This window comes from Streptococcus pseudoporcinus LQ 940-04, from assembly GCF_000188035.1.
In the GTDB taxonomy this organism is placed as follows: Bacteria; Bacillota; Bacilli; order Lactobacillales; family Streptococcaceae; genus Streptococcus; species Streptococcus pseudoporcinus.
Genome location: NZ_AEUY02000005.1, coordinates 1719016 through 1742855 on the forward strand (window position 1 = coordinate 1719016; position 23840 = coordinate 1742855).

22 protein-coding genes and 3 pseudogenes are annotated in these 23840 nt (G+C 39.5%); 2 read left to right on the forward strand and 23 right to left on the reverse strand.

Annotated elements, in window-relative coordinates; genetic code table 11:
* Positions 1-47: 47 nt before the first annotated feature.
* From STRPS_RS09760 to trpX, 3 genes are read right to left on the reverse strand one after another with little or no spacing between them, the layout of a single operon-like run.
* Positions 48-806, reverse strand: coding sequence for an ABC transporter ATP-binding protein (locus tag STRPS_RS09760; RefSeq protein WP_007893310.1), 759 nt, complete (start codon positions 804-806; stop codon positions 48-50).
* Entirely contained in the window at positions 803-1672 is an 870-nt protein-coding gene (locus tag STRPS_RS09765; RefSeq protein WP_007893166.1) for an ABC transporter permease, read from the reverse strand. Before STRPS_RS09765 ends, STRPS_RS09760 begins: the two co-directional genes overlap by 4 nt.
* A 9-nt stretch (positions 1673-1681) precedes the next feature.
* Entirely contained in the window at positions 1682-2680 is a 999-nt protein-coding gene (trpX, locus tag STRPS_RS09770) for a tryptophan ABC transporter substrate-binding protein (protein WP_007893159.1), read from the reverse strand.
* 818 nt (positions 2681-3498) lie between these two features.
* On the opposite strand from trpX, the pseudogene STRPS_RS10765 reads away from it, so the two are divergent.
* A pseudogene (locus tag STRPS_RS10765) lies at positions 3499-3672 on the forward strand (helix-turn-helix domain-containing protein); the annotation flags it as partial.
* A 225-nt stretch (positions 3673-3897) separates the two neighbouring features.
* Here STRPS_RS10765 and STRPS_RS09780 read toward each other — a convergent pair.
* From STRPS_RS09780 to STRPS_RS09835, 15 genes and pseudogenes are all read right to left on the reverse strand, one after another.
* The gene (locus tag STRPS_RS09780; protein ID WP_234944389.1) at positions 3898-4296 is read right to left on the reverse strand and encodes a hypothetical protein; all 399 of its coding nucleotides are present in this window, start codon (positions 4294-4296) and stop codon (positions 3898-3900) included.
* A gap of 21 nt (positions 4297-4317) precedes the next feature.
* Complete coding sequence (gene kdpC / locus STRPS_RS09785; protein WP_007893303.1) at positions 4318-4980, reverse strand: potassium-transporting ATPase subunit KdpC; 663 nt, start codon at positions 4978-4980, stop codon at positions 4318-4320.
* A gap of 119 nt (positions 4981-5099) precedes the next feature.
* On the reverse strand, positions 5100-7169 hold the full coding sequence (gene kdpB / locus STRPS_RS09790) for a potassium-transporting ATPase subunit KdpB (protein WP_007893144.1): 2070 nt from the start codon (positions 7167-7169) through the stop codon (positions 5100-5102).
* Between the two features lie 8 nt (positions 7170-7177).
* Positions 7178-8914, reverse strand: a complete 1737-nt coding sequence (locus STRPS_RS09795; protein ID WP_007893148.1) for a potassium-transporting ATPase subunit KdpA — start codon at positions 8912-8914, stop codon at positions 7178-7180.
* A 12-nt stretch (positions 8915-8926) separates the two neighbouring features.
* The gene (gene kdpF / locus STRPS_RS10965) at positions 8927-9004 is read right to left on the reverse strand and encodes a K(+)-transporting ATPase subunit F (protein WP_007896418.1); all 78 of its coding nucleotides are present in this window, start codon (positions 9002-9004) and stop codon (positions 8927-8929) included.
* 302 nt (positions 9005-9306) lie between these two features.
* Entirely contained in the window at positions 9307-10032 is a 726-nt protein-coding gene (locus STRPS_RS09800) for a response regulator transcription factor (protein WP_007893028.1), read from the reverse strand.
* Positions 10022-12667, reverse strand: a complete 2646-nt coding sequence (locus STRPS_RS09805; RefSeq protein ID WP_007893298.1) for a sensor histidine kinase — start codon at positions 12665-12667, stop codon at positions 10022-10024. The genes STRPS_RS09800 and STRPS_RS09805 overlap by 11 nt, the downstream gene beginning before the upstream one ends.
* Before the next feature lie 305 nt (positions 12668-12972).
* Positions 12973-13230 (reverse strand): annotated as a pseudogene (locus STRPS_RS10515) (IS982 family transposase); the annotation flags it as partial.
* A complete protein-coding gene (locus tag STRPS_RS09810; RefSeq protein ID WP_007893208.1) occupies positions 13119-13559 on the reverse strand; it encodes a replication initiator protein A in 441 nt (146 codons plus the stop codon). The pseudogene STRPS_RS10515 and the gene STRPS_RS09810, both read right to left, overlap by 112 nt.
* Positions 13560-13561: 2 nt before the next feature.
* Positions 13562-13723, reverse strand: coding sequence for a hypothetical protein (locus STRPS_RS10710; protein WP_000198163.1), 162 nt, complete (start codon positions 13721-13723; stop codon positions 13562-13564).
* Between the two features lie 176 nt (positions 13724-13899).
* Positions 13900-14280, reverse strand: coding sequence for a helix-turn-helix domain-containing protein (locus STRPS_RS09815; RefSeq protein ID WP_007893308.1), 381 nt, complete (start codon positions 14278-14280; stop codon positions 13900-13902).
* A gap of 92 nt (positions 14281-14372) precedes the next feature.
* A complete protein-coding gene (locus STRPS_RS10925) occupies positions 14373-14879 on the reverse strand; it encodes a helix-turn-helix transcriptional regulator (protein WP_007893207.1) in 507 nt (168 codons plus the stop codon).
* A gap of 154 nt (positions 14880-15033) precedes the next feature.
* Positions 15034-15298, reverse strand: a pseudogene (locus STRPS_RS09825) (DUF3850 domain-containing protein).
* A gap of 192 nt (positions 15299-15490) precedes the next feature.
* Positions 15491-15673 (reverse strand): hypothetical protein, encoded by a 183-nt coding sequence (locus STRPS_RS10640; RefSeq protein WP_007896161.1) that lies wholly within the window; start codon positions 15671-15673, stop codon positions 15491-15493.
* Between the two features lie 433 nt (positions 15674-16106).
* Positions 16107-16478 (reverse strand): hypothetical protein, encoded by a 372-nt coding sequence (locus STRPS_RS09835; protein ID WP_007896558.1) that lies wholly within the window; start codon positions 16476-16478, stop codon positions 16107-16109.
* 182 nt (positions 16479-16660) lie between these two features.
* Here STRPS_RS09835 and STRPS_RS09840 point away from each other — a divergent pair, with 182 nt between their 5' ends.
* A complete protein-coding gene (locus STRPS_RS09840; RefSeq protein ID WP_007893112.1) occupies positions 16661-18316 on the forward strand; it encodes an NFACT RNA binding domain-containing protein in 1656 nt (551 codons plus the stop codon).
* Positions 18317-18392: 76 nt separating this feature from the next.
* On the opposite strand, the gene budA is transcribed toward STRPS_RS09840, so the two are convergent.
* The 5 genes from budA to STRPS_RS09865 form a co-directional block, all read right to left on the reverse strand.
* Entirely contained in the window at positions 18393-19109 is a 717-nt protein-coding gene (budA, locus tag STRPS_RS09845) for an acetolactate decarboxylase (RefSeq protein WP_007893306.1), read from the reverse strand.
* Positions 19110-19121: 12 nt separating this feature from the next.
* Positions 19122-20798 carry an acetolactate synthase AlsS gene (alsS, locus tag STRPS_RS09850; protein WP_007893195.1) on the reverse strand — a complete coding sequence of 559 codons (1677 nt, stop codon included), beginning with the start codon at positions 20796-20798 and terminating at the stop codon, positions 19122-19124.
* A 108-nt stretch (positions 20799-20906) separates the two neighbouring features.
* Positions 20907-22139 (reverse strand): tetratricopeptide repeat protein, encoded by a 1233-nt coding sequence (locus STRPS_RS09855; RefSeq protein WP_007893346.1) that lies wholly within the window; start codon positions 22137-22139, stop codon positions 20907-20909.
* Positions 22129-23310: an AI-2E family transporter gene (locus STRPS_RS09860; protein ID WP_007893034.1), complete on the reverse strand. Its 1182-nt coding sequence runs from the start codon at positions 23308-23310 to the stop codon at positions 22129-22131. The genes STRPS_RS09855 and STRPS_RS09860 overlap by 11 nt, the downstream gene beginning before the upstream one ends.
* 16 nt (positions 23311-23326) lie before the next feature.
* Complete coding sequence (locus STRPS_RS09865) at positions 23327-23830, reverse strand: NUDIX hydrolase (RefSeq protein WP_007893213.1); 504 nt, start codon at positions 23828-23830, stop codon at positions 23327-23329.
* Positions 23831-23840: the final 10 nt, after the last annotated feature.

Sequence of the window (23840 nt, forward strand, 5' to 3'; positions counted from 1 at the left end):
CTATTCTCAAAAAAAGCCTTGAAAAAATCAAGACTTCTCTTTATGTCTTATTCAAAAAGCTGATAATAATCGGCGATACTGAGTTCTGCTTTAGCTTTTTGAGCCAAATCCTTAATGATTTTACCGTCTTTCATGACGATTAGCCGATTCCCATAAGTCAAGGCATCTTCCATATGATGGGTAATCATCAGTGCCGTTAGCCGATCCTCACGGACAAAGGTATTGGTCAAGTCCATCAAGGCTCGACTGGTTTTGGGGTCTAGGGCAGCTGTGTGTTCATCTAAGAGTAGCAAATCTGGACGTTTGAGAGTGGCCATGAGTAAACTGAGTGCCTGACGCTGACCTCCTGAAAGTAAGCCCGTAGGCGTCTCTAGGTGATTTTCTAAGCCATTACCTGTTTTAGCTAGTAGTTCCAAGAAATGGCTACTTCTGGTCTGTAAAGAACGTTTTATCAATCGCCGTTTGTCGCCACGTTTCTCGGCAATTAAGAGATTCTCTGCTACAGTCATTCTGGGTGCCGTACCCATTTTGGGATCCTGGAAAACCCGTGCTAAATAATTTGCTCGGCGTTCAGCCCCCATGCGCGTCACATCATGTCCTAAGATTTTGATTTGCCCCTTGCTTAAAAAGAGGGTCCCTGCAATCACATTAAACAGAGTTGACTTACCCGCACCATTTCCCCCTAAAATAGTGATGAAATCATGCTCATAAATGGTGAGATTGACCTGATCAAGAATAGTTTTAACATCGTCAAAACCATTGTTAACAGTTAAGGAAGCGTCAATTAATTCAATAATTTTTTTCATCGTGATAAGGTCACCCCTTTAAAAAATCGCTTACGCAGCACAGGCATGGTCAAACAAAGAGCTAGCACAAGTGCACTGAAAAGTTTCAAATAATTGGTATTAAACCCTAAAGCAATCACGGTTGAGATAAGAAATTGATAAAGGACAGAACCAACTAGGATAGCAATCAAACGCTCCAAGAGCGTCAGGTTAATAGAGTATAACACTTCTCCGATAATGATACTAGCAAGACCAATAACAATAACCCCTATCCCCTTAGAAACATCAGCATAGCCGTCTTGCTGACTGACAAGTGCTCCTGATAAACCAATTAAAGCATTTGAGACAACTAAGCCCATTAATTCCATGCGATCTGTATGAATTCCAAAGCTTTTAGCCATATCACGGTTATCACCTGTCGCGATATAAGCTTGACCTAAATCCGTATAGAGAAAATAAATCAAGAGGAAAATAATAACAGAAACGGCTAAGAATCCCATGAGTAATTGGTTAAGATTTGCTGCAAATGGCAAATAATCTTGAATTCTCTTAATATCTTGAAGTCCTAAGTTAGCTCGCCCCATCACCATTAACATGATTGAGTTACAAGAAGTCATGACCAAGATTCCTGCTAAAATGGTCGGAATGTTACCTTTCGTATATAAAAGACCAGTTATCAAGCCCGCTAGTCCACCAGCCACCATTCCCAACAAAGTGGCTAAAAAAGGGTTCATTCCCATATTCATGGCGGTTACTGTTACTGCACCACCTAAGGGAAAAGAGCCCTCAGTGGTCATATCGGGAAAGTTTAAGATCCTAAAGGTAAGATAGATACCTAAGCCTAAAATCCCCCATAATAACCCCTGTGAAACAGATGAAATAATCATTGGTGCCTCCTATTTTTTATCAAGAATATCTGCTGTCTTTGCCAAGCTTTCAGGAATTGTTATCCCCAAACGATCAGCAACTTTTTGGTTGATGACTGCTTTTCCATTATCCACAATTTTGACCGGAACCTGACTAACCTTCTTACCCGCCACTAGTGCCTTGATTTGTTTTGCCGTCTCTACTCCTAGTTGGTATTGATTTTGTGACACTGAGGCAAGACTGCCTGCCTCTACCATGGTATCCACGCTAGAGTAAACCGGGAGTTTCGCAGCATTGCTAGCGCTAATCACAGCCGAAAAAGCAGAAGCAATGGTATTATCTTGCGGTAAAAAGATAGCGTCAACTTTTCCGCTTATAATTGACATCGTAGAGGGCACTTCATTGGTTGAGGGAACGGCATAGGGAAAGACCTGATACCCTTCTGATCTAGCATAATGGGTAAAATCCTTCACCTGTGACAGGGAGTTGTCTTCATTACTAGCATATAAAACAGCAATATTTTTGACTTCTGGCGTCAATCGTTTCATTAGAGAGACTGTTTGCTTTAGTGGCACACGATTGGATAAACCTGTCACATTGGCCTCTGGTTTACTCAGGTCTTTGACTAATTTGGCACCTACTGGATCCGTAACGGCAGACATTATAACTGGTATCTCTTTGGTAGCAGCTGCCAATCCTTGAGCAGCAGGTGTCGCAATACCAACCAGGATATCACTTCCCTTGGTAACCAGCTGATGACTCATGGTTTGAATCTTGCTCTGATCCCCTTCGGCATTCATGAGCGTGACCTCAATTCTTTTTCCAGAAATAGGCTGCCTTTGTAACTCATCTTGGATCCCTTTTTCAATTTGATTCAATGCTTCATGCGTTACCAGTTGCAAAATGCCCACCTTAATCAGGCTTTTATTTTTAAACGAACTTGGTCGGTTGCCCTTATCCAAAAACAGAGAAGCCAAAACCATGGTCACAATGATAATCAAACTGGCTATTAAAGGTTTACTTTTCACATTCTATCTCCTACTCTTTTCTCTATTTTATCAAAAGAAAAAGCACTCAGTAAGTTATCTTACTAGCGCCGCAATCCTTCTATTATCAGCGCATAGATAGCTTTTTAGAAGTGCTCTAAAAGTCGTATCTATGCCAAATCCATAAACACAACTTTATCTATGCCAGCTTTGCCATTTTGTCATAAAGCTATGGTTATTCATCATGGATTTTCCTTTCTCGCTTTTTTATCATTATAGCTTAAATTCAAAAAATTGCAAGATAAAATGGTTATAATGAACGAGAAGGCGAAGAACAACAATATGCGGAGGAATTGTTCAAAGGAGCTATCAAAGAAGAAACCAACAAAAATTGGTACCAATGCTTGGGAGATAGCATCCAAGACCAGTGGTGGAATTTTAAAGGCTGGTTGAGAGGCTAGTGACTTTCCTCAGTGACACTAATCATGCTATAATAAACCATAGGGCAAACTAAAAGCGCAGTATCTAAACTACGCTAGTTCTTGCCTGCTGAACTCATACTGTAAAGGACCTGTAAAGGTCTTTTTTTGTTCACCTTTTTGTGGACTTTTGAGGGAAGTCTAAGGAAACTTAAAACCTATATTTTTTCAAAAACACAGTCATATCAAGCCTTAAGGACTGTCATCGCTCTGTAAAGACTACCAAACGAAGCCCAATAATAATAACCGCATAACTGGTGCCTCCTTTAATTCTTTTAACTACATCAGAAGTGAATACAGTATTAAATAGACAATTTGTTACGCATTATGTACAATGGCAACGTATTTTTTACATTAATTAGGGAAGCTTAACAATGGAACTTGGGTGAAACTGTTGAATTTATTAGGCATTCAAAAAATATTCCTATCAAACAAGTCTGCGGTGATTATCTTACAAGACAAACCTATTACCGCTTTATCAAAAATAATCTTGATATCTCTTCCAAAAAGTTACTTTATATTTTAGACAATTTTAACGTCAACGTAGATGAGTTTTACAGCAGAGAGTTTGAAGGCTTTATCAAAGGTTTTTCTTGGCATAATGACTTTTCTTCGTTTCCACTTAATTTTGTGTCTACTTTATTATACCAAGTCCAAATACCATCGTTAGTCTTTTTTGGTGTTTTCGAGAACACTACATTCCTGTTATTGACAATCATAACAGTCAAATTATAGCCCTTTTAGTCATCAAAGTAATAGCTATTTTACTTACTATCATGATTAGTCACGCAGAAACAGGTGGTTAGCTACTCCTAAGCTACTGTGATGATGGAGACAATCCTTTTTGTCGTAGGCACAGTGGCCGCTGGGAGAAAATGAGCCATAATGTTCTAGGTTGTATTCTGCAGGGAGGTAGGTTGGGTCCAAGTCCAAAGCCACTCGAAAATGTTTCATGGCTAAAAGGTGGTCACCTTTTTCTTCCAGTAAGATGCCCATCAGATTATGGGGTTCAGGGAGATGAGGATTCTTTTTCATGTCATCAGCTAGCAATTCAAAACAGTCATCATATTGTTTCTTTACAAGTAAGGCCTTGGTCTGGTTAACGAGAAACTTTCGGTCTATTTGTGTCTTTTTTACGAATCGCATCATCAATACCTCTTTTTCATGTCTATTTTTCATTTTAATCACTGCGCATTTCAGTCAATCATCACTTGCGACCACAGCGATAGGTCTTTTAAAAGGGTGTTGGTTTAGTTCTTTCTTGATAGCCAGGTTAACTTCTAAAACAGATACCCGGTCTTCGCCTAGGAACCCCAAAACCTTTGTTGCTGTATGTGCGTTAATGATTTTCTCTAGCCTAGCTGGACTAATCCCTGTTTTTCTGGCAATACGAGGAATTTGTAGTTTGGCACTTTCGGGACTAATTTCTGGGTCTAGTCCTGAACCCGATGTTGTTACCAAGTCAGCAGGTATATCTTTCACTGAAACGGTTGGGTTTTCTTTTAGGAAAAGTGCCAGTTCCTGTTGGACCCGTGCTTTTAGTTTGGGATTACTAGGAGCCAGATTCTGGGAGCCAGAGGTAATCACAGGCCTTTGTCCACTTGCTACTTCCTCACAAGAGTAAGTGTTGTAATGAATGGCAGATGGTCTGCCATGCAGAAAAGCTGCTGACGAAAACTCTTGACCGATTAAGGCTGTTCCAATTGGTTCCTCATGCTGCTTAATCTGGCTACCATTGGCTTGGAAAGGAAAGAGAAATTGCCCCAAGCCCGTAATCAGCAAAGGATAAATGATGCCACAAACCGCCCCAAATAAAAGCGTTAAGCGGACAGGTCGTTTGATGTAACTGCATATTTTTGTCATGGTTGTTGTTCATTCCTTTCATGTGCAACCTATGGAAAGTCCAGCTCTTTTAGCAAGCAAAGATAGACCATTCCTAAGCTGTTCTTTTCCTGAATGTCTTCTAGTATTAAACTGTTTTCTTAGGATAAGCTCAGCAGGTGCAAAAGTGGGGCAATACCCATATCAATGATTTTGATGCCAATAAATGGGATAAGGACACCGCCTAAACCATAAATCAACATATTATGGGCCAAGACTTTTTCTGACCGTTGAGGCTTGTAGGCAACGCCCTTCATGGCAATTGGGATTAAAAGGGGAATAATGATGGCATTGAAAATCAAAGCTGATAAAATAGCGCTGGAAGGTGTTGCTAATGCCATGATATTTAGCGCTTGCATGTGTGGAATGGCCACCATAAAAATCGCTGGAATAATGGCAAAGTATTTGGCAATATCATTAGCAATTGAAAAGGTGGTTAAAGCTCCTCGTGTCATTAATAATTGCTTTCCAATTTCAACAATATCAAGAATCTTGGTTGGATCGCTGTCTAAATCTACCATGTTAGCAGCTTCTTTGGCAGCACTTGTTCCAGAATTCATGGCAATCCCAACGTCTGCCTGAGCTAGGGCTGGTGCATCATTAGTGCCATCGCCTGTCATGGCAACCACTTTTCCTAAGCGCTGCTCTTTTTTGATGGCTTCAATTTTGTCTTCTGGCTTGCATTCAGCAATAAAGCTATCAACGCCTGCCTCTTGAGCGATGGTTGCTGCGGTAAGAGGATTATCACCGGTACACATAACGGTTTTAATGCCCATTTCTCGTAAGCGGGCAAACCGTTCAACTAATCCAGGCTTGATAGTATCTTTGAGATCAATCACGCCTAAGATAACCTGACCATCAGCTACTGCTAGAGGGGTCCCTCCCGCTGAAGCGATCCCTTCACTAATAGCCTTCAAATCTTTGGGGATCACACCACCTTTTCCTTTAATATAATGGCTGATAGCGTCTGTGGCCCCCTTACGTATCATTCTCCCATTGGTAAAGTCAAGGCCACTCATGCGTGTTTGGGCAGTAAAATCAATAAAGGTCATGTCTGCTGAAATAGGAGGAATAATTTCCCCATGCTCTTTGGCAAGGGTAACAATGGATTTTCCTTCTGGTGTGTCATCTTGTAAAGAACTGAGCGTAGCTGCTGTCATTAGGGTCTTTTGGCTCACACCAGCAACAGGAACAAACTGCGCTGCCATGCGATTTCCAAAGGTAATGGTCCCTGTTTTGTCCAAAATCATAGTATCCACGTCCCCACTAGATTCCACTGCTTTTCCTGACATGGCAATCACATTGAATCGTGTGACGCGATCCATGCCTGCGATGCCAATTGCTGACAGGAGGCCTCCAATCGTTGTTGGAATTAAGCACACGGTCAAGGCAACAAGGGTGGTAACTGTAATCTTGATGTGCAAAGCATTAGCAATTGGGTACAAGCTCCCAATGACTATTAAGAAGATAATGGTTAAGCTGACTAGCAAGGTATTCAAGGCAATTTCATTAGGGGTTTTCTGCCGAGAAGCGCCCTCCACCAAAGCAATCATTTTATCTAAAAAGGACTCCCCAGCACGTGAGGTCATTTTCAATTTGAGCCAGTCACTTGCAAGGGTTGTTCCTCCTGTTACGAAGGCAAAATCACCACCAGGTTCTTTGACCACTGGAGCTGATTCTCCTGTAATCGCCGATTCGTCAACAGAGGCAATCCCTTCAATCACTTCGCCGTCACCAGGAATCAATTCACCAGCCTTAACCAGAACGATATCCCCTTTTTGAAGGTCAGTCGCTTCAATCATTTCTTCATGAAAAGTTTGGCTGGCCTGGTCAAAATGAAGTCGGCGGGCTGTCATGTGTTCTTGTGTCTTTTTTAAACTTTCGGCCTGTGCTTTTCCTCTTCCTTCTGCAATGGATTCAGCAAAGTTAGCAAATAGTAAGGTCAAGAGCAGAATTCCTGATACTATACTGTTGTATAATTGACTGCTTTGGCTGACCTGCTGAACGCCAGCAGGGATAATCGCTAAAAAGAAGGTCAGCACAAAACCAACTTCGACCACAAACATGACTGGATTTTTAATCATATAGCTAGGACGAAGTTTTGTGACCGCCCCTTTGAGAGAACTGCGCAATATCTCTTGCGTTAAAAAATGCGTTTTCCTTGAAATCATAATAAACCTCATTGTGTTAAAAATTCAGCTAAAGGGCCTAGTACAAGAGTTGGTAAGAAAGTCAAAGCTGATATTATCAGCACTACCATCCCTAAACTAAGGGTAAAGGTCCCTGTTTCTGTTTTTAAAGAGCCAAGGGAAGCATTCACAGGCGACTTCGTCATTAACGACCCAGCAACTGCCAGCTGAAGAATCAAGGTTACATAGCGTCCCAAAAACATGGCTAATCCTGTGGACACATTCCAGAAGGGAGTATTGTCTTTCAATCCTTCAAATCCTGATCCATTATTGGCAGAAGCTGAGGTAAACTGATAAATCACTTGTGATAAACCATGAAAGCCTGGATTGCTGACACTGCTAAGCCCCGCTGGTAATAAGACTGCTAAGGCTGAAAACCCTAGAATAATCACAGGATGGACCACGATGCCTAAGGCAATTAAGGTCATCTCCTTACCTTCAATTTTTTTCCCTAGGTAAACAGGCGTCCGTCCAATCATCAACCCACAGATAAAAACAGTCAGCAAAACGTACAGCATCATATTCATTAGGCCAACACCCTTACCACCAAAGATAACATTGAGCATCATGTTCACCATAGCTACTCCGCCACTCAGAGGCGTCAAAGTATCGTGCATGTTATTCACAGAACCCGTTGTAAAAGCCGTTGTTATTTCTGTAAAGAGGCCAGACATGGGAATACCGAACCGAACTTCCTTGCCCTCCATGTTTCCCATTGATTGGTTCAAGCCCAACTGATGTAAGAATGGATTGCCTTTACTTTCTGACCACACAATAAGTGCTAAACCCGCCAAAAATAAGAAAGTCATAACCAGCAAAAGCGGTCTTGCTTGTCTGCCTAGTTGCATAGGCATGGGATTTGAAGAAGCTTTCTGTAAGGGAGGAAGGGGATGGGATCCTTTTCTCTGCGCTGCAACCATATAGCCAAAGGCCACTAGCATTGCACCCGGCAACAACATCATTGACAGCATTTCTATAATATTGGTGATCACATTAGGGTTTTCAAAGGGAGCTGCTGAATTCGCCGCAAAAAAACCACCACCGTTGGTTCCCAAGTGTTTAATGATTTCAAGAGAGGCAACTGGCCCCATTGCAATGCCTTGCAACTTGCCCTCCAAGGTGGTCACGTCTAACTCTTTTGCCAATGTTTGAGGAACCCCTTGTGAAATAAGCACCAAGGCTCCCACGATAGAAAAGGGAAGCAACACCCGAGTAATCACACGCACAAAGTCAACATAGAAATTCCCCATGTCTTGGTATTTTCCTGAAACTCCTCTGATAAAGGCCATAGCAGCAGCATAGCCCGAAGCAGCTGAGGTAAACATCATAAAAGTAATGACCACCATCTGACTAAGAAAAGACAAATCCCTTTCACCAACGTAATCTTGTAAATTCGAATTGGTGATAAAGGAGATGACCGTGTTAAAACTCAAGCTGGACTCTAATGGACCCACACGGTTGGGGTTCAAAAAGAGAAAAGCTTGTGTTCGTAGAATCACATAAGCCACTAAGGCCATAACAGCATTGGTTAAAACAAGAGCCACAGCATACTGTTTCCAAGTCATGCCTTTTTTGTCCACATCAAGCAACCTATAAATGCCCCGATCAATAGGATCCATGATAGGATCTGCAAAGGTTTTTTGCTGGCTGGCAATATGGTAAAGGTACTTTCCTGTTGGTAATATGAGAAGACAAGCTATTGTTAAAACAAAGATGATTTGTAACATCTCACTTTCCTCCTAAAATCGCTCTGGGTGTAACAGAGCATAAAACAAATAACTGATTAAGAAGCCAAAAATGATTCCTAATATTATCATGGTCTCACCCTCTCTTTCTAATCGCCTTTGAGCCGTTTGTCGCACCAGGCAATAAAGCCAAGCACCAACAGAAAACTCAGAAACAAAACAAACAACATTATGACATCTACTAGCATCATATCCTCCTTCAACAATGTGATTATTCTAGCACTAAAGAAATAAAGGTGGTATAAAGATTAAGTATGCCAGATAAAGATAATGTAAAGATTGACCCATTAAAAAAGCCTGAGGCAATAGGTCCTCAGACTTTTTTAAATAGCTGCAAAGGCATCACCTATCAGGTGAATGACATTCTGTTTAGCTTATTTATTGGCACCATCTTCGATTTTGACGAGACGATAACCAATGCCAATATGGGTTTGAATCATTTTGGGGTAACCAGACCCTAATTCAATTTTTTTGCGCAGCGTATTCACAAAAACCCGCAGGGCTGAGAAGTCTTCCTCATAATAGCCCCAAATTTCCTTGACAATAAAGCGATAGGTCAAGACCCTATCGACATTCTCTGACAACAGACAAAGCAACTTATACTCAATCGGGGTCAGGTGAATTTCTTGGTCAGTAACAAACACACGATTGGATAAAAAATCAATATGTAGCCAGCCATTGCTAAAGGCTGATGTTTCAGAACCATAGTCACCTTGTTGGTCATGTTGTTTTGCCCTCCTAAGGTTGGCTCTTAGGCGAGCTAAAAGTTCATCAGCACTAAAGGGTTTGGTCAAATAATCATCTGCCCCAGCATCAAGGGCATCAATCTTATCATTTTCTTCCCCACGGGCACTAACAACAATAATAGGCAGTTGCGAAAAGCCACGAACCTTGTCAATAATGTCTTTGCCATCCATGTCTGGAAGACCAAGGTCCAATAATAATAGGTCTGGGAGTTGCGAAACAATCTGACGCAAGGCAGCCTTCCCTGTCTGTACTGCCACATAATGATAACCCTCAACTTCCATTGTCAAGGACAAGAGTTTGTTAATGGAAGGGTCATCTTCACAAATTAAAATCTTAACGTTTTCATTTTTCATGTAATACTGGCACCCCCACTAATGGTAACGTAAAGCCAATGATAACCCCTTTAGGGATGTTGTCATGAACATAAATGGTTCCTCCATGTGCTGTAATGATACTCTTACATAGGGATAACCCTATTCCCAATCCTCTTTTACCATCAGCTGACGCATTTTCTGACGTGTAAAAAAGGTCAAAAATCTTTTCTTTTGCCTGGTCGCTAATACCAGGCCCATCGTCAGAAACCTCAACCACCAGATTCTGGTCTTTTCGCTTACTGGTCAATGTAATCCGTGACCCTTCAGGCGTGTATTTAACAGCATTATTGATGATATTAATCAACACTTGCACGATTAAGGGACCATCCATTTTGGCCATTAATAAGTCATCTGATAAGTCCAAAATAAAGTTATGGTGCTTGAGGTGTCGATCGACATGTTTCAAAGCCTCCTCAACCATCTCATCAAAAATATTGGTGCTTAGCGAGAGGGTCATGTCATTATCCAATTTGGTAATTGACAATAAATTTTCAATCAGATTAATCAACCACATGGAGTCATCGTAGATATAGGTGGCTAATTCTGTCAGCTGCTGCTTCTCTAAGGTCTCACCCGTTTCCATCATTAATCTTGCCTGACCCGATATGCTTGTCAGTGGGGTTCGCAAGTCATGTGAGATGGCCCTTAACAAGTTAGCCCTTAGCTGTTCTTTTTGCATTTTAAGTTCTATTTTTTGTTGTTCTTCACGTAATCTTTCTTTTTCTAAGGCCAGGGCGGCTTCTCCTAGAACAGCTAGAATCACAGATTTTTCAAATAGGTCAACGGTCGCCTTGTCATCCATTAGGATACCAATAATAGCAAAAACATGGTCCTTTTCTCTGACAGATAAATACAGGAATTTGGCAGCCGACAAGGTATTTGTTGTTGCTCCGGCTCGTTTATTATTATGTAAAACCCATTCAACCACTCCTCGCTCATTGAGCTGGTCATAGTCGGTTAAGGTCTGCAAAGACTGACTGGCGGAGAAATACTTGGGATCCTCCAAAGTGCCAGCTATTACAGGATAAATCACCACATCACGATCCAATAATTTTTTGACTTGAACGGCTAGTTCTTCTAAAATAGCTGGAATAGTGTCTGCCTGAGACAAGCCTTTATTGGTTTGTAACAAGAGTTCTGTTCGGTAAGATTTTTCAGTAGATAATCTTGCCTGTTCTTGAATCCGTTTGATAAGACTAGAAGTGATTAAACCAGCAATCAGCATGATGATAAAGGTGATGGGATAATTAGGACTAAAGGCTACAAAGGTATAGTAGGGCTCTGTGAAAAAATAATTAAAACAAAGGACGGATAAAATAGAAGAAACCACACTGGAGAGTTTTCCTTTTGTCCAGACGGCATTGACCTGAACCCCTAAAATATAGATGGTAATAATATTATCAACACTGAAGTTCCAGTAACGGAATAAAAGACCCGTTAGGGTTACTAGCAGCAGCATCGCCAGTGTTTTAAGCAAGTCACTGAAAGAAAATTGCCATTTAGGAATCCAAGAAACAAAGGAAAACTTATCATGGTAAGGCTCTTTTTTTCCTCTGGCATTGGGAATCACAAAGATATCCAAATCAGGAACAGACTGGCTAAGTACTTCCACAATATTTTCTTTAGGCCAAATGGTTTTGTCACTGCTTTTTCCGACCACCAACTTGGAAACATGGCTCAATTTGGCATAATCAACAATCTGCTTGGACACATTGTCAGCATCCACAATTGACACTTTGGCACCCAACTGCTCTGCCAATTCCAAGTGCTGACGTAACTTGTTATCAGCTTTCTGATTAGGAGATTCCCGATCTAAACTGCCGATATATAAGGCTGTAAAGTCTGCATTAAAAGCACTGGCTAGCCTTGAAGCGGCACGGATGACATGTGAAGCGTAGGGAGACGGTGACACACAGACCAAGACATGTTCCTTGGTTACAAGACTGGCTTTGACTTTTTCTGATCGGATAGCGCTTTGATTAATCTGATCGGCAGCCTTACGTAGAGCGATTTCTCTTAAAGCTATTAACTTTTCTTCAGTAAAAAAATGGTGTTTGGCCAGATTAGCTTGCGATTTAGCATAGATTTTCCCTTTATCCAGCCGTTCAAGTAAGTCTAAGGGCTCAATATCCACCAATTCAATCTGATCGGCCTGATTAAAAACAGCATCTGGAATCCTCTCATTAACTTGAATTCCTGTAATGGTTTCAATCACATCATTTAAACTCTCAATATGTTGAACATTTACAGTAGTGTAAACATCAATCCCTGCGCAAAGCAGTTCCCTAATATCTTGGTATCTCTTTTTATTGCGCGACCCAAAACAGTTCGTATGGGCTAATTCATCCACTAAGATAATGCGTGGTTGGCGTTTTAGAGCAGCGTCAATGTCAAATTCCTTTAAGGTAATGCCTTTATACGTTATGCTTTTAGGAGATAATTGCTCAAGTCCAGCTAATAAAGCCATTGTTTCCGGTCGATTATGAGGTTCGATATAACCTGCTAACACATCTACCCCAGCTTTTTTAGCTTTCTGAGCTTCGTTAAGCATGGCATAAGTTTTTCCAACCCCTGCTGCATAGCCAAAATAAATTCTTAACTTTCCTGTTTGCATAGCACCACCTTAATCAACTGATCTTCCCTTTACAAGGAAGTCATTTCTACGGTATTATTATAGTCTTGTTTTTTAATTTTCACAATAAAAGACTGTCGAAGGCTACTTTTTAGCATAGTCACTTACTAAACTTGACCTTATCTGCCTGCTTATTGGGGAGGTCAAAGCATTTTTCTAAATCGGAAAATGAGTCCTGAATGGCTGGACAGAAACCTAGTGCTTTTTTGGTTATCACTGCTTCCTATGTTGAGACAATACTTTTCTGACTTGTCTAGCTGCTTTTATGCTATGATAGGATAAAGGAGGATGATTTGGACTAACCAGATCAATTGTCTTGCTCGCCGATTAAAACGACTTCGTTCTAGTAACCTTCCGCAAGGAAATAGTTGGCAGATGCATTAGAAATGACGTTGGGATTTTATGCCTAATTCAGCCTGTAAGAGAAGTAACACTAGCAATGACTCATCCGAAATTTTAGACAGGCTAACATTACGACGGTACTTGAGAACATTAGGACAATAGTCATGATAGAGTCTTGAACAAATTTTTGATAATTGCTTAATATTCCATTGTAAGTGATGAGATTTACAAGTAAGTTATATTTCACTAACTCTTTCTTTAATTTGATAATTTTATCCTTACCATAACCAGTATCTTGCATCAGTTCATTATTAGGATAAATAATATAGACATCACCGTGTTTATCTACAAAATTTCCTGTTTCTTTAGCTGTTTGAAGAGATAATTTCAAACGATTATTAATTAGCATGTAGAGAAATTTTGCTTCCGCACATAATTTTTTATAATAGTTGGTTCCAACTAAAACTTTAGGTAATTGATAATGGATTTCTGTCGCTTGGACTTGGATTAAACTTTTTCTTCCATACGCCATATTTAATACCCCATTTGAAATGAGTTGAGATTACAAGCTAGCTGATTTTCTGGTGTAAAAGTGATTATCCGTTGTATTTCTAGCAGTGATATAGCAGCATCAGCTTCATATCTGGTCAATTGTCTAACAGACATCATTTCTTGAATGAGTTCTTGTCTTGTCATTAAGTTTGTTCCTTTCTCTTATGTGCTTTAGTATTTAAATACTATTGTTCAATATCTTCCCTTTTTAGATGTCAAACCCTTTGTCTCTTTCTTCCTGAATCATCTTACCCTCCTAATACATCACTCATTAACTCCGGATAAAATTCCAAGGCTATCTTTTACCTTATAAATTGGTGTTACTCTATGTTTTTCCCCTTAAATGAGAGTATCGGTGTATAGTCCCCTCCTTCAGGGTAATGATAACGAATGATTTGGTTGTAAGATTCTAATGCTTCGATAACATATCTATCCGATACGGTAATAACAATACAGTCATCCAGTGGTTGGAAGGTTAATTCCTTAAAGAAACGTTCCGCTCTGCCATTATTTTCTAAGACTGTAAATTCCAGAGATTGTATCAAAAAATTATAGAAACAGTTATCTAAATCTTCAGTCATAATGTCTTTTCCTAGAATGTACATTTCTAGGGAACCTTTCTTAATCCCTGTTTCCTGACTAACTTGTTCTACAGTTTTATGCTTTTTAAGCATTAATTGCTTTAAACGATTTTGTAGCACCTTCATCTCCTTCATTAATTTGAATATCGTTATCTATCATCAAATTCTCTCCTTAATCTTTTTGAGAATAACCTGTTCTTTTTTAGCCAATTCTAATATACTTGTAGAATCTCTTCCTTTTGGTGATTGATAGAAGATAGCTCTTGAACCCATTTTGTCAGAATTAAGGGTTCTGCTTTTATTAAGTTAGGCTCTTTTTCATATCCCAATAGATATCCAACTGATACTCTAAAATAATCGGCTAATATCGCAGCATTCCTAGCATTAGGTATTCTAGTTCCTTGATTATAGTTTCCAATGGTAGAGTAGTTTATTCCCGTATCCTCGCTTATTTCTCTCAAGGATAATTTTCTGTCCTTGACTAGTATTTGAAATTGAGTCTCTCTAGATTCCACAGGTTCAAACTCGGTTTCCAAACCCAATAAATACGCTGGAGAAACACCAAAATAATCCGATAGGATTTTGGCGTTTTCAAGGCTAAGATTGGTCTTTCCGTTTTCGTATTTGCCATATTGAGATTGATTAGTATTGATAACTTGTGCTAACTCAGCCTGAGTTAATCCTTTCTCTTTTTGTAGTTCTTTTAGTCGATTAGGCATAGCAAGTCCTCACTTCAGCAAGCCCAAGTAATTAAAAATCGTATACATTGATGCCAAAGCATTTATGACAAAGAGAAACAAATCTAACAAATAAGGTTCCCTCTTGTGATAGTTACTGATAAACATGGGGTAGAAGACAAAAGCAAAACTAATGTTAAAAATAATCAATGGGCTCATTTGTCACTCCTAAAATTACATAACCATCTTTTAGACCGATAAAGTCCGATAAAATATAAGTTATTTTTCTAACAATACAGCGATAGGGATAGGTGTATCCTTTTTTTGGGATCATATTCTCTCAATAACAGTTCATCGCCAACTTTAAAATCTCTATCGTTATAGCGATATTCAAATGTCTTTGTCCCATCCATAATGGCCTCAAAATACTCTGGATAACATTTCAGCATGTGTTGTGTCACTTCTTTTCCTCCTCTTCAGCTTCAATAAACTGAAGTTCAATAAGCTTATTACTGGGTTGTAAAAGTATACGTCTCTTCCACTCTTGCTTTGTGTGCTTTACTTTCCACAATGGAATTACACCAAATAGATATAGCCGTGCAGTATAAAGAATCTCATCGTCTCTACTCTTCACAATGAGTTGCCTCCTTTTTTTAAATACTGATATCATAAATAATGATTAAGAAATACCAAATACTCACAAAAATAACAGGAGGATACCAAAACCAGTAAAGTGGAATGTTACGTTTCAATAGCAATAGAACTATAGGGCTATACATTAAGAGACTTACTGCTAAATCTAGCCAGAAAGTTGCCCAAATTAAAGTTGTTATCATTTTTCAGCTCCCTTCAGAAAAATGCGAGGAATACCTCTATGGGCATTACTACTTTTATCAAACTCTTCGATTGGTTTTTCGACCACGCTATTATCTTCATCAATTCAGGAGCACTAGCCTTGGCCATCATTCTAACTAATAAGAATCACTATCAACCTTTGATTGAGACTAGGTACCAACATATACTAAATGAGAGATTTTATTTCCATTTCTCAAATGGGTTTACTATTACTTCAGAAAGCGTATTACAGGTATCACTAGACCAGATTGATACAGAACGAAGGTTAATACCGATAAGAATAAAGCAATGGAGACTCTGTCCTTATCTACATTGGGGTCTCTGTAAAGAATAATCCCCCAGACTAGATTCAATAACAATAGTAATTGGCCGGCATATTGGCTTGTTTCAGCAAAGTTCATCGTTTTATGCTCCTCACACATAACTCATTAACTCTGAGTTCAAGTCCAAAGTAAGCCATAAAGCTTCTTCTTGTGTGAGTTGCTTGACATGACCCCAGGTTCCATCTCGTGAATGTTGGTAGTAGGGATAAGTACCATGTTTATTTCTAGGACTCAAATCGTGAACAATACCATTTTCAATAACTTCCCAAAGTAGACTAGAAGGTTTGTAATAATAACCATTTCTTAACCAAATTCTGTTTAGATCATCATATGGAGATGCTTTCTCTTCTTTAGGAAAAGTTTCAGAATCTGAAACAGCCACTTCTTTCTCTTCATCAAGATCTATCACTTCAAATATATCTAGAGTATCAATATCCATAACTATTTCTAAATTATTTGACATCTATATTTTTCCTTTCACTAGTTTTAGACAATGAAAAAAGAGAACGAAAAATTCGTTCTCTTAAGCTATAGGGTATTCAATTTTACGTTTCCCAAAACTCTAGACACTTACTGGTTATTTCTTTTCCTACGAACTTTCTGATATGATATAATGGAGAGATTAGAAGACCGAAAGGGGAAAACATGTCATTTGATGGCTTTTTCTTACATCACTTAAGTAAAGAACTTTCTGAAAAACTTCTTTTTGGCAGAATCCAAAAAGTGAACCAACCCTATGAAAGAGAATTAGTATTAACCATACGCAACCATCGGCAAAATTTTAAAGTATTACTATCAGCGCACCCTGTTTTTGGACGTCTTCAAATCACCCAGAGTGAGTTCAAAAACCCAGTTGTACCAAATACCTTTACCATGATCATGCGTAAATATTTACAAGGTGCAGTGATCGAGTCCTTGAAACAAATTGAGAACGACCGAATCATTGAAATTGGGGTCTCTAATAAAAACGAAATTGGTGATGCCATTAAGGCAACTCTAATCATCGAAATCATGGGTAAGCACAGTAATATTATTTTGATTGATCGTCATCAAGATAAAATTATCGAGTCTATCAAACACCTTGGATTTTCGCAAAATTCTTACCGTACCATTTTACCAGGTGCTACCTACCGAGAACCTCCTAAAGGCAGAGGCTACAATCCTTATCAGATTTCCGATGAGAAACTCTTTGAAATCTTACAAACAGAGAGTTTAGATGCTAAAAACTTACAAAGCCTTTTTCAAGGACTTGGTCGTGACAGTGCCCAAGAATTGGCAAAGCAACTTGATAGAGACCAAAAACTAAGGGCCTTCCGACAATTCTTCGCAGAAGAAACGCGTCCTACTTTAACCGCAAACTCATTTGCAGCTATCACTTTTTCCGATAGTCATGCTTCCTTTGAAGACTTGTCTAGCTTACTAGACTACTACTATTTAGATAAGGCCGAACGTGACCGCGTTAACCAGCAGGCCAGTGATTTGATTCATCGTGTTCAAAACGAGCTAGATAAGAACATCAAAAAGCTAGCTAAACAAGAAGCTGAACTTGCTGCCACAGAGAGTGCGGAGGACTTCCGCCAAAAAGGTGAACTCCTGACAACCTATTTGAGTCAAGTTCCTAATAATAAAAGCTCGGTTAAGCTGGAAAACTACTACACTGGACAGGAGATTGACATTGCACTGGATTTAGCCCTAACGCCCAACCAGAATGCACAACGCTATTTTAAAAAATACCAAAAATTAAAGGAAGCTCTTAAACATTTATCCGGCTTAATTGCTGAAACAAAGCAGAGCATCGCCTACTTTGAAAGTGTTGACTATAACCTTTCACAGGCTAGTCGCGATGAGATTGAAGACATTCGGGAAGAATTGGTTGAAGCTGGTTTCATGAAAGGCCGTTCAAGAGATAAGCGACACAAGCGTAAAAAGCCTGAACAATACCTAGCCAGCGATGGCAAAACCATCATCATGGTTGGCCGAAATAATTTACAAAACGAGGAACTGTCATTCAAAATGGCTAAAAAAAGTGAACTTTGGTTTCATGCCAAGGATATCCCCGGAAGTCATGTTATTATTAAAGATAATCTTGATCCTAGTGACCAGGTTAAAACAGATGCTGCTGAACTTGCTGCCTACTTCTCCAAAGGGCGTCTCTCTAATCTCGTTCAAGTAGATATGATTGAGGCTAAAAAGTTACATAAACCAAGTGGTGCTAAACCAGGTTTTGTAACCTATACAGGTCAGAGGACACTACGCGTTACACCTGAAAAGGCTAAAATAGAATCCATGAAAATAACTTAAAAACTGAGCCTAATGCTTCTTGTAGGTCACTAGCTTGACTAGTTGCCTTGTGAGAATGCCATTAGACTCAGTCTTTTTATTCTGATTGATCAATATCTTTTCTTAGCTGTTCAACATCAAAGTCAGCTTCTCTAAAAGCTTGGCTATTAACAGGGAAATCCTGGAATAAGCCATCAATTTGGCCAATTTCAGCTTGGCCATTTAAAAGCTGAAAATCTAAGACATGGCCACCAAACTGCTTATCATCAGATAAGAAGTGTAAATGATAACCGGCTACACTAACCCCATGAAAGAGTTCAGGTGTCCAAAAACCCAGCAGGGTTCCTGAGACTTCTTCTCTTGTAAATTCTGGCTGTGATTGTGCAATTTCAGCAAAAGATTTCCCCAGAGGTGATTTGGGAATCATCCGCACATGCATGTCTTTAAACTGTCCCTTAATTTTGATGGAATGAAATAAATTGTAACTGGTAAACTTGCTTTCTAACCATTCTTTAAGCTCAGCGTCAGATAGGGCTTGGTCAAGGGAAAACCTTTGATCTGCTCGGTGTCTGGCCACTGCTGCGTAGGGGACTCTTGCCTTCTTATCTAAGGCTAGGACCTCTACTTTACCTCCAGTGCCTCTTGCTTGATAAGCCTGTCCATCTAGGATGATTAATTCCCCATCAATCTGATCTAGTGTGCCAATGCCTAAATCGCCATGTTCTAATAAATGGTTCAAAGACATAGTACCTTGATATAGGCCAGCCATCAGCGCTGCTAGGCTATTATGTTGAAAAAGTATTGTCTGCCTCATAAAATCACCTTCTTAGTAAAACTCGTCTGGCAAGATGGTTTCGCCTAAGCGACCATTATCCTTGTAATCAATTGGAATATCAATGAGCACTGGGCCATGTTCTGATTCTTTAATAGCTTGCGCCAATCTTTCATTGAAGGCCTGTTTACTATCCACACGGTAACCCTTAGCACCAAAAGCTTCTGCATATTTAACAAAATCAACATGACCTAGTTGAACACCTGCTGAGCGGCCGTATTTCATTTCTTCTTGGAATTCTACCATATTGTAGCGGCCATCATTCCAGATGATGTGTACAATCGGTAATTTCAAACGCACCGCTACTTCTAACTCTTGGGCCGAGAAGAGAAAACCACCGTCACCCGATACTGAAATAACCGTTTTATTAGGACGTACCAAGGCTGCTGAGATAGCCCAAGGCAGGGCAACCCCTAACGTTTGCATCCCATTTGAAAAGAGCAAATGGCGGGCTTCATAAGACTTAAAATAGCGGGCCATCCAAATATAGTGACTACCAACGTCAACAGTGACGGTCATCTCATCACTGATTTGTTCTTGTAAGATATCCATAACATCTAAAGGATGGATTAAGCCATCTTTTGATCGGCGATCAAATTTGAGGTCACCGTCTAGATTTTTCTTTAGGTTTTGCAAATAGTCCACTGAACCTTGGGGTAAAGCATAGCCATTGATAGCCGGCAAGAGAAGATCCATAGTCTCAGCAATGTCACCAATCAACTCACGCTCTGGTTGGAAATAGGTATCAATCTCAGCTTGGGCCACATCGATAACAATAACACGCGTTGAAATTTCAGCATTCCAATTACGTGCTTCATATTCAATAGGATCATAGCCAACCGCAATAACCAAATCAGACTTCTTCAAAAGCATATCTCCAGGTTGGTTTCGAAATAGACCGACACGACCAAAGAACGTTTCATCTTCAAGTTCCCGCGAGACAATCCCTGCTCCCTGGAAGGTTTCAACAACGGGTAATTTAACAGAATCCAAGAGACGACGAATGGCAGCTGTTACCTTCTCATCTGAGGCTCCGTTTCCTAAAAGTAGAACTGGCAAGACAGCATTACGGATAGCTTGCGCCAGATAATTAATATCCTCTACTGAAGCAGATCCCAGTTTCGGAGCTGTTAAAGGCTTGATAGCTTTAACTTTTACAGGGCTATCTGTCACATCTTGAGGAATGGAAATAAAACTAGCGCCGGGTTTTCCTGACTTGGCCTTACGATAAGCATTTGCAATTGTTTCAGACAGGGTGTCAGCATCATGAACTTCAGCAGAATATTTAGTGATAGGTTCTAGTAGTGCTACATTATTCATGGATTGGTGAGATCTCTTTAGGAGGTCACTGCGTTTCACTTGGCCACCAATTGCCAGCACAGGGTCCCCTTCTGCTGTTGCAGTGACTAAACCAGTTGCTAAGTTTGAAATCCCAGGTCCACTGGTGGCAATAACCACCCCTGGTTTTCCGGTAATCCTACCAATAGCTTGAGCCATAAAGGTAGCATTTTGTTCATGCCGTGACACTATTAATTGAGGGCCCTTATCTTCTAGGGTATCGAAAATACGGTCAATCTTTGCGCCTGGAATGCCAAATACATACTTAACGTCATGGTTAATGAGGCTGTCTACAACTAAATCAGCCCCATAATTTTCTTTTATATCTGTCATGATTATCACTCCTCTATTTCACCATATAAAGCCATTATAGCACTTGATCATGTAAAGGTCTTAAAATGAGCACGTCATTTTCATATTTTCTGAAAATAATTGATTCTCTCAGAGTAACTCTTCTAAAAATTGTTGCATATTGATATCATCAGGAACCATGGCGAGGTAAGACTGGCTAACAGCTTTAGCTTTTTCCAACAAAGCAAAGGCACGTAAAATATAGGCATAATCTAGTAAAAATTCTGGATTGTCTTTAAGATCGTCTGCTAATTCTTGATAAAGGCTTAGTGCTTTTTCTTCTTGATCAAGGGCTTGGTATGCTTTTGCTAAATTCCATTTGGTCAAAAGATTATCCGTATCCTCTATGCCTAAAGCTACCACCTCTTGATAGCGCTCGCTATCTAAGTAGAGTGTTGATAAGCGCATCATGACTTCTTCTGGATTGTCCGTGATTTTTTTGGCTTCTAGCAAATACTCCTCTGCCAACTGATGGTCATGTGTCTCAAAGGCTAATTGTGATGCTAATAGCAATAGTTGACTATCAAAGGCATTTTTTCTTAGTGCTTGTTGCACTAACCTCAACGCTTCTTCTGTTTTGTGTTCCTTGTGTAGACTTTGGGCATAGCCATATTCATAACCCTCAAAATCAGGATTCATGGTCTCCAGCTGTTTAAAGTATAAATTAGCCTTTTGATAGTCATCTTGGTCATAAAGGATCGTTGCTAGTTCATAGACCGTCTCGTCATCGTAGGCTATTTGGACAGCTTTTTCTAAAAATTCAATGGCTGCCTCAAATTGACCAAGTCCAGCATAGGCTCTTCCAATTCGTTGATAAGTTGAGACACCTGTGCTTTCTAATATTTCTCGATTGTCTAAGAGTGCGTAGTGATTGATAGCCGTTTGAAATTGACCCAAGTCTAATTCCAATTCAGCTAAGCCAAACCTTATCAGAAGGTCATCGCTTAAAGTTTGGGCTTCTAGAAGCTTTTCATGAGCAACGTCTGTCAATCCTTCCATATCATATAAATCAGCCATAATCAATAAAGCATGAAGATAGTCTGGACTTTCAGGTGAAATCTTATCCAAATATAAGAAGGCTCCTTCAATGTCATTATCTTCTGCGACTATTTGTGCCAAATTTAGGTTTACTTCAGGATACTTGTCCTCAAGTTGCTGATAAAGTTTTTTGGCATGTGGTAGAAAGCCAATACTCTCCAAGTAAGCACCTAAGGCTAATAAACTGTCATCATCATCACTTGCTAAGGCTTTCTTAAAATATTTTTCTGCATGGTCCAAGTCTTGTTGCTCAATAGAAGCAATCATTTTCTCACTATTTAACACGTTGCTCTTTCTCCTCAACAATAATCTTGTTATCTATGTAAAGATTACTTACTGACTTATACCAGTCAAAAAGTTCTTTCACAATCACCTTTAGTGAAGCATAAATTGGAATAATCAAGAAGACACCCCAAACCCCAAACATAGCTCCTGAGGTTAAGAGTAAAAACATAATAGTGATTGGATGAATACTCAATTTGTTACCCAAAACTAGCGGAGTTACAAAGCGGCCTTCAATGGTCTGTTCAATGGTAAAGATTAAGAGAACTTTCACCAACATCAGTGGGCCTTGAACTAAAGCCATGATGACAACAGGCACCATCGCTAAAAAGCTCCCTAAATAAGGCACCATATTTAGCACTCCGGCAACAATGGCAAAGGTAATAGAATATTTCAGCCCAACCAGACTAAACATGATAGCAAACATAAAACCTACAATAATAGCGACGGTTACTTGCCCCTGCACGTAGCCTGCTAATTGTTTATTGATGTCTCCAAGCACACGTGAAATAGGAACTCTTACTTTAGTTGGCAAAACATTAACTAAGCCATCTTTCATTTTGCTACTATCCCTTAAGAAGTAGAAAATGATAAAAGGGGAGATAATAATTGAAACAGTAATTCTTGCAATAGCACTAGCGAATGATCCCGCCCACTCAAAAGCATTTTTTGAAAATGTTTCAGCGTAGTCAATAGCCTTTTTGCTAATGTTGGTCACCATGTCTTGTAACTCTGTACGATAACTCACTAACCAGTCATTTTCCAAAAGTTTATTAGCCTCTTTATTAACTGTACCGATGTATTTAGGAAGGTCCGCAATAAAGGTGGTAATCTGATTACCAATCATTGGGATTAAACTTGCAAAAGCCCAGACTAGCAGGCACAAGATTAGTGCAAAAACAATAGCAATTGACGTTGTCCGATTAGGACCCAAGTTTTCAATACCATCAACCAAAGGTTTGGTTAAGTAATACAAAATGGTTGAAATGACTAATGGTAACATTAAAATGGTTAGGAAAGAGCCCAGTGAAGCAAATAAAAATGAGATTTTAGTAAAAACAAAGATGATTACAAAAATCAAAAGTAAGACGAAAAGGCTCACAACTGCTTTATTGTTTAAAATCCACTTATAAAACCAGCTATTTTCAATTGGATGATCTGTTTTTTTTATCATTAAGTTATTTTTCCTCTCAATTATGTTTCACTTTTAAAGCAGGGTCATAAAAATGAACCTCTTTATCTAATAATTGGTGATTGTCACCATATCTAAATTTAGCCGAGAAAAAGGGGCGATCCTCTAAAATCCATTTAAAAATATCGTAATCACCTTCCCAGGTTGGCTTAGATAAGACCTGATCATAGGGCACCCACTCTAAGGTTCCTTCTCGAGATTCCTGATCTGAGATCAACTGACCACTAAAAGCCGTCACTTTAAACACATAGGTATACCAATCATGACCAGGTGTAAAATCAGGAAAGGTGATTACTCCTTTAAAAGTCATCTCTTCAACCTTTAAGTGGGTTTCTTCATAAATTTCTCTAATAGCACACTGATCAGGGCTTTCTCCTGGCTCAAGCTTTCCTCCGACGGAAATCCATTTCCCTTCGTGGACATCGTTTTCCTTTTTATTGCGATGTAATAACAAAAGTGATTTCCCATCGTCAATGTAACATATTGTCGCTAATTTAGTCATTTTAACATCC

What these genes read in the sequence shown, in the direction of transcription:
- STRPS_RS09760 (WP_007893310.1), bottom strand. Translation starts at nt 806, where the DNA reads ATGAAAAAAATTATTGAATTAATTGACGCTTCCTTAACTGTTAACAAT.
- STRPS_RS09765 (WP_007893166.1), bottom strand. Translation starts at nt 1,672, where the DNA reads ATGATTATTTCATCTGTTTCACAGGGGTTATTATGGGGGATTTTAGGC.
- STRPS_RS09780 (WP_234944389.1), bottom strand. Translation starts at nt 4,296, where the DNA reads ATGAAAAATAGACATGAAAAAGAGGTATTGATGATGCGATTCGTAAAA.
- kdpC (WP_007893303.1), bottom strand. Translation starts at nt 4,980, where the DNA reads ATGACAAAAATATGCAGTTACATCAAACGACCTGTCCGCTTAACGCTT.
- kdpB (WP_007893144.1), bottom strand. Translation starts at nt 7,169, where the DNA reads ATGATTTCAAGGAAAACGCATTTTTTAACGCAAGAGATATTGCGCAGT.
- STRPS_RS09795 (WP_007893148.1), bottom strand. Translation starts at nt 8,914, where the DNA reads ATGTTACAAATCATCTTTGTTTTAACAATAGCTTGTCTTCTCATATTA.
- kdpF (WP_007896418.1), bottom strand. Translation starts at nt 9,004, where the DNA reads ATGATAATATTAGGAATCATTTTTGGCTTCTTAATCAGTTATTTGTTT.
- STRPS_RS09800 (WP_007893028.1), bottom strand. Translation starts at nt 10,032, where the DNA reads ATGAAAAATGAAAACGTTAAGATTTTAATTTGTGAAGATGACCCTTCC.
- STRPS_RS09805 (WP_007893298.1), bottom strand. Translation starts at nt 12,667, where the DNA reads ATGCAAACAGGAAAGTTAAGAATTTATTTTGGCTATGCAGCAGGGGTT.
- STRPS_RS09810 (WP_007893208.1), bottom strand. Translation starts at nt 13,559, where the DNA reads ATGGCGTATGGAAGAAAAAGTTTAATCCAAGTCCAAGCGACAGAAATC.
- STRPS_RS10710 (WP_000198163.1), bottom strand. Translation starts at nt 13,723, where the DNA reads ATGACAAGACAAGAACTCATTCAAGAAATGATGTCTGTTAGACAATTG.
- STRPS_RS10925 (WP_007893207.1), bottom strand. Translation starts at nt 14,879, where the DNA reads ATGCCTAATCGACTAAAAGAACTACAAAAAGAGAAAGGATTAACTCAG.
- STRPS_RS10640 (WP_007896161.1), bottom strand. Translation starts at nt 15,673, where the DNA reads ATGATAACAACTTTAATTTGGGCAACTTTCTGGCTAGATTTAGCAGTA.
- STRPS_RS09835 (WP_007896558.1), bottom strand. Translation starts at nt 16,478, where the DNA reads ATGTCAAATAATTTAGAAATAGTTATGGATATTGATACTCTAGATATA.
- STRPS_RS09840 (WP_007893112.1), top strand. Translation starts at nt 16,661, where the DNA reads ATGTCATTTGATGGCTTTTTCTTACATCACTTAAGTAAAGAACTTTCT.
- budA (WP_007893306.1), bottom strand. Translation starts at nt 19,109, where the DNA reads ATGAGGCAGACAATACTTTTTCAACATAATAGCCTAGCAGCGCTGATG.
- alsS (WP_007893195.1), bottom strand. Translation starts at nt 20,798, where the DNA reads ATGACAGATATAAAAGAAAATTATGGGGCTGATTTAGTTGTAGACAGC.
- STRPS_RS09860 (WP_007893034.1), bottom strand. Translation starts at nt 23,310, where the DNA reads ATGATAAAAAAAACAGATCATCCAATTGAAAATAGCTGGTTTTATAAG.
- STRPS_RS09865 (WP_007893213.1), bottom strand. Translation starts at nt 23,830, where the DNA reads ATGACTAAATTAGCGACAATATGTTACATTGACGATGGGAAATCACTT.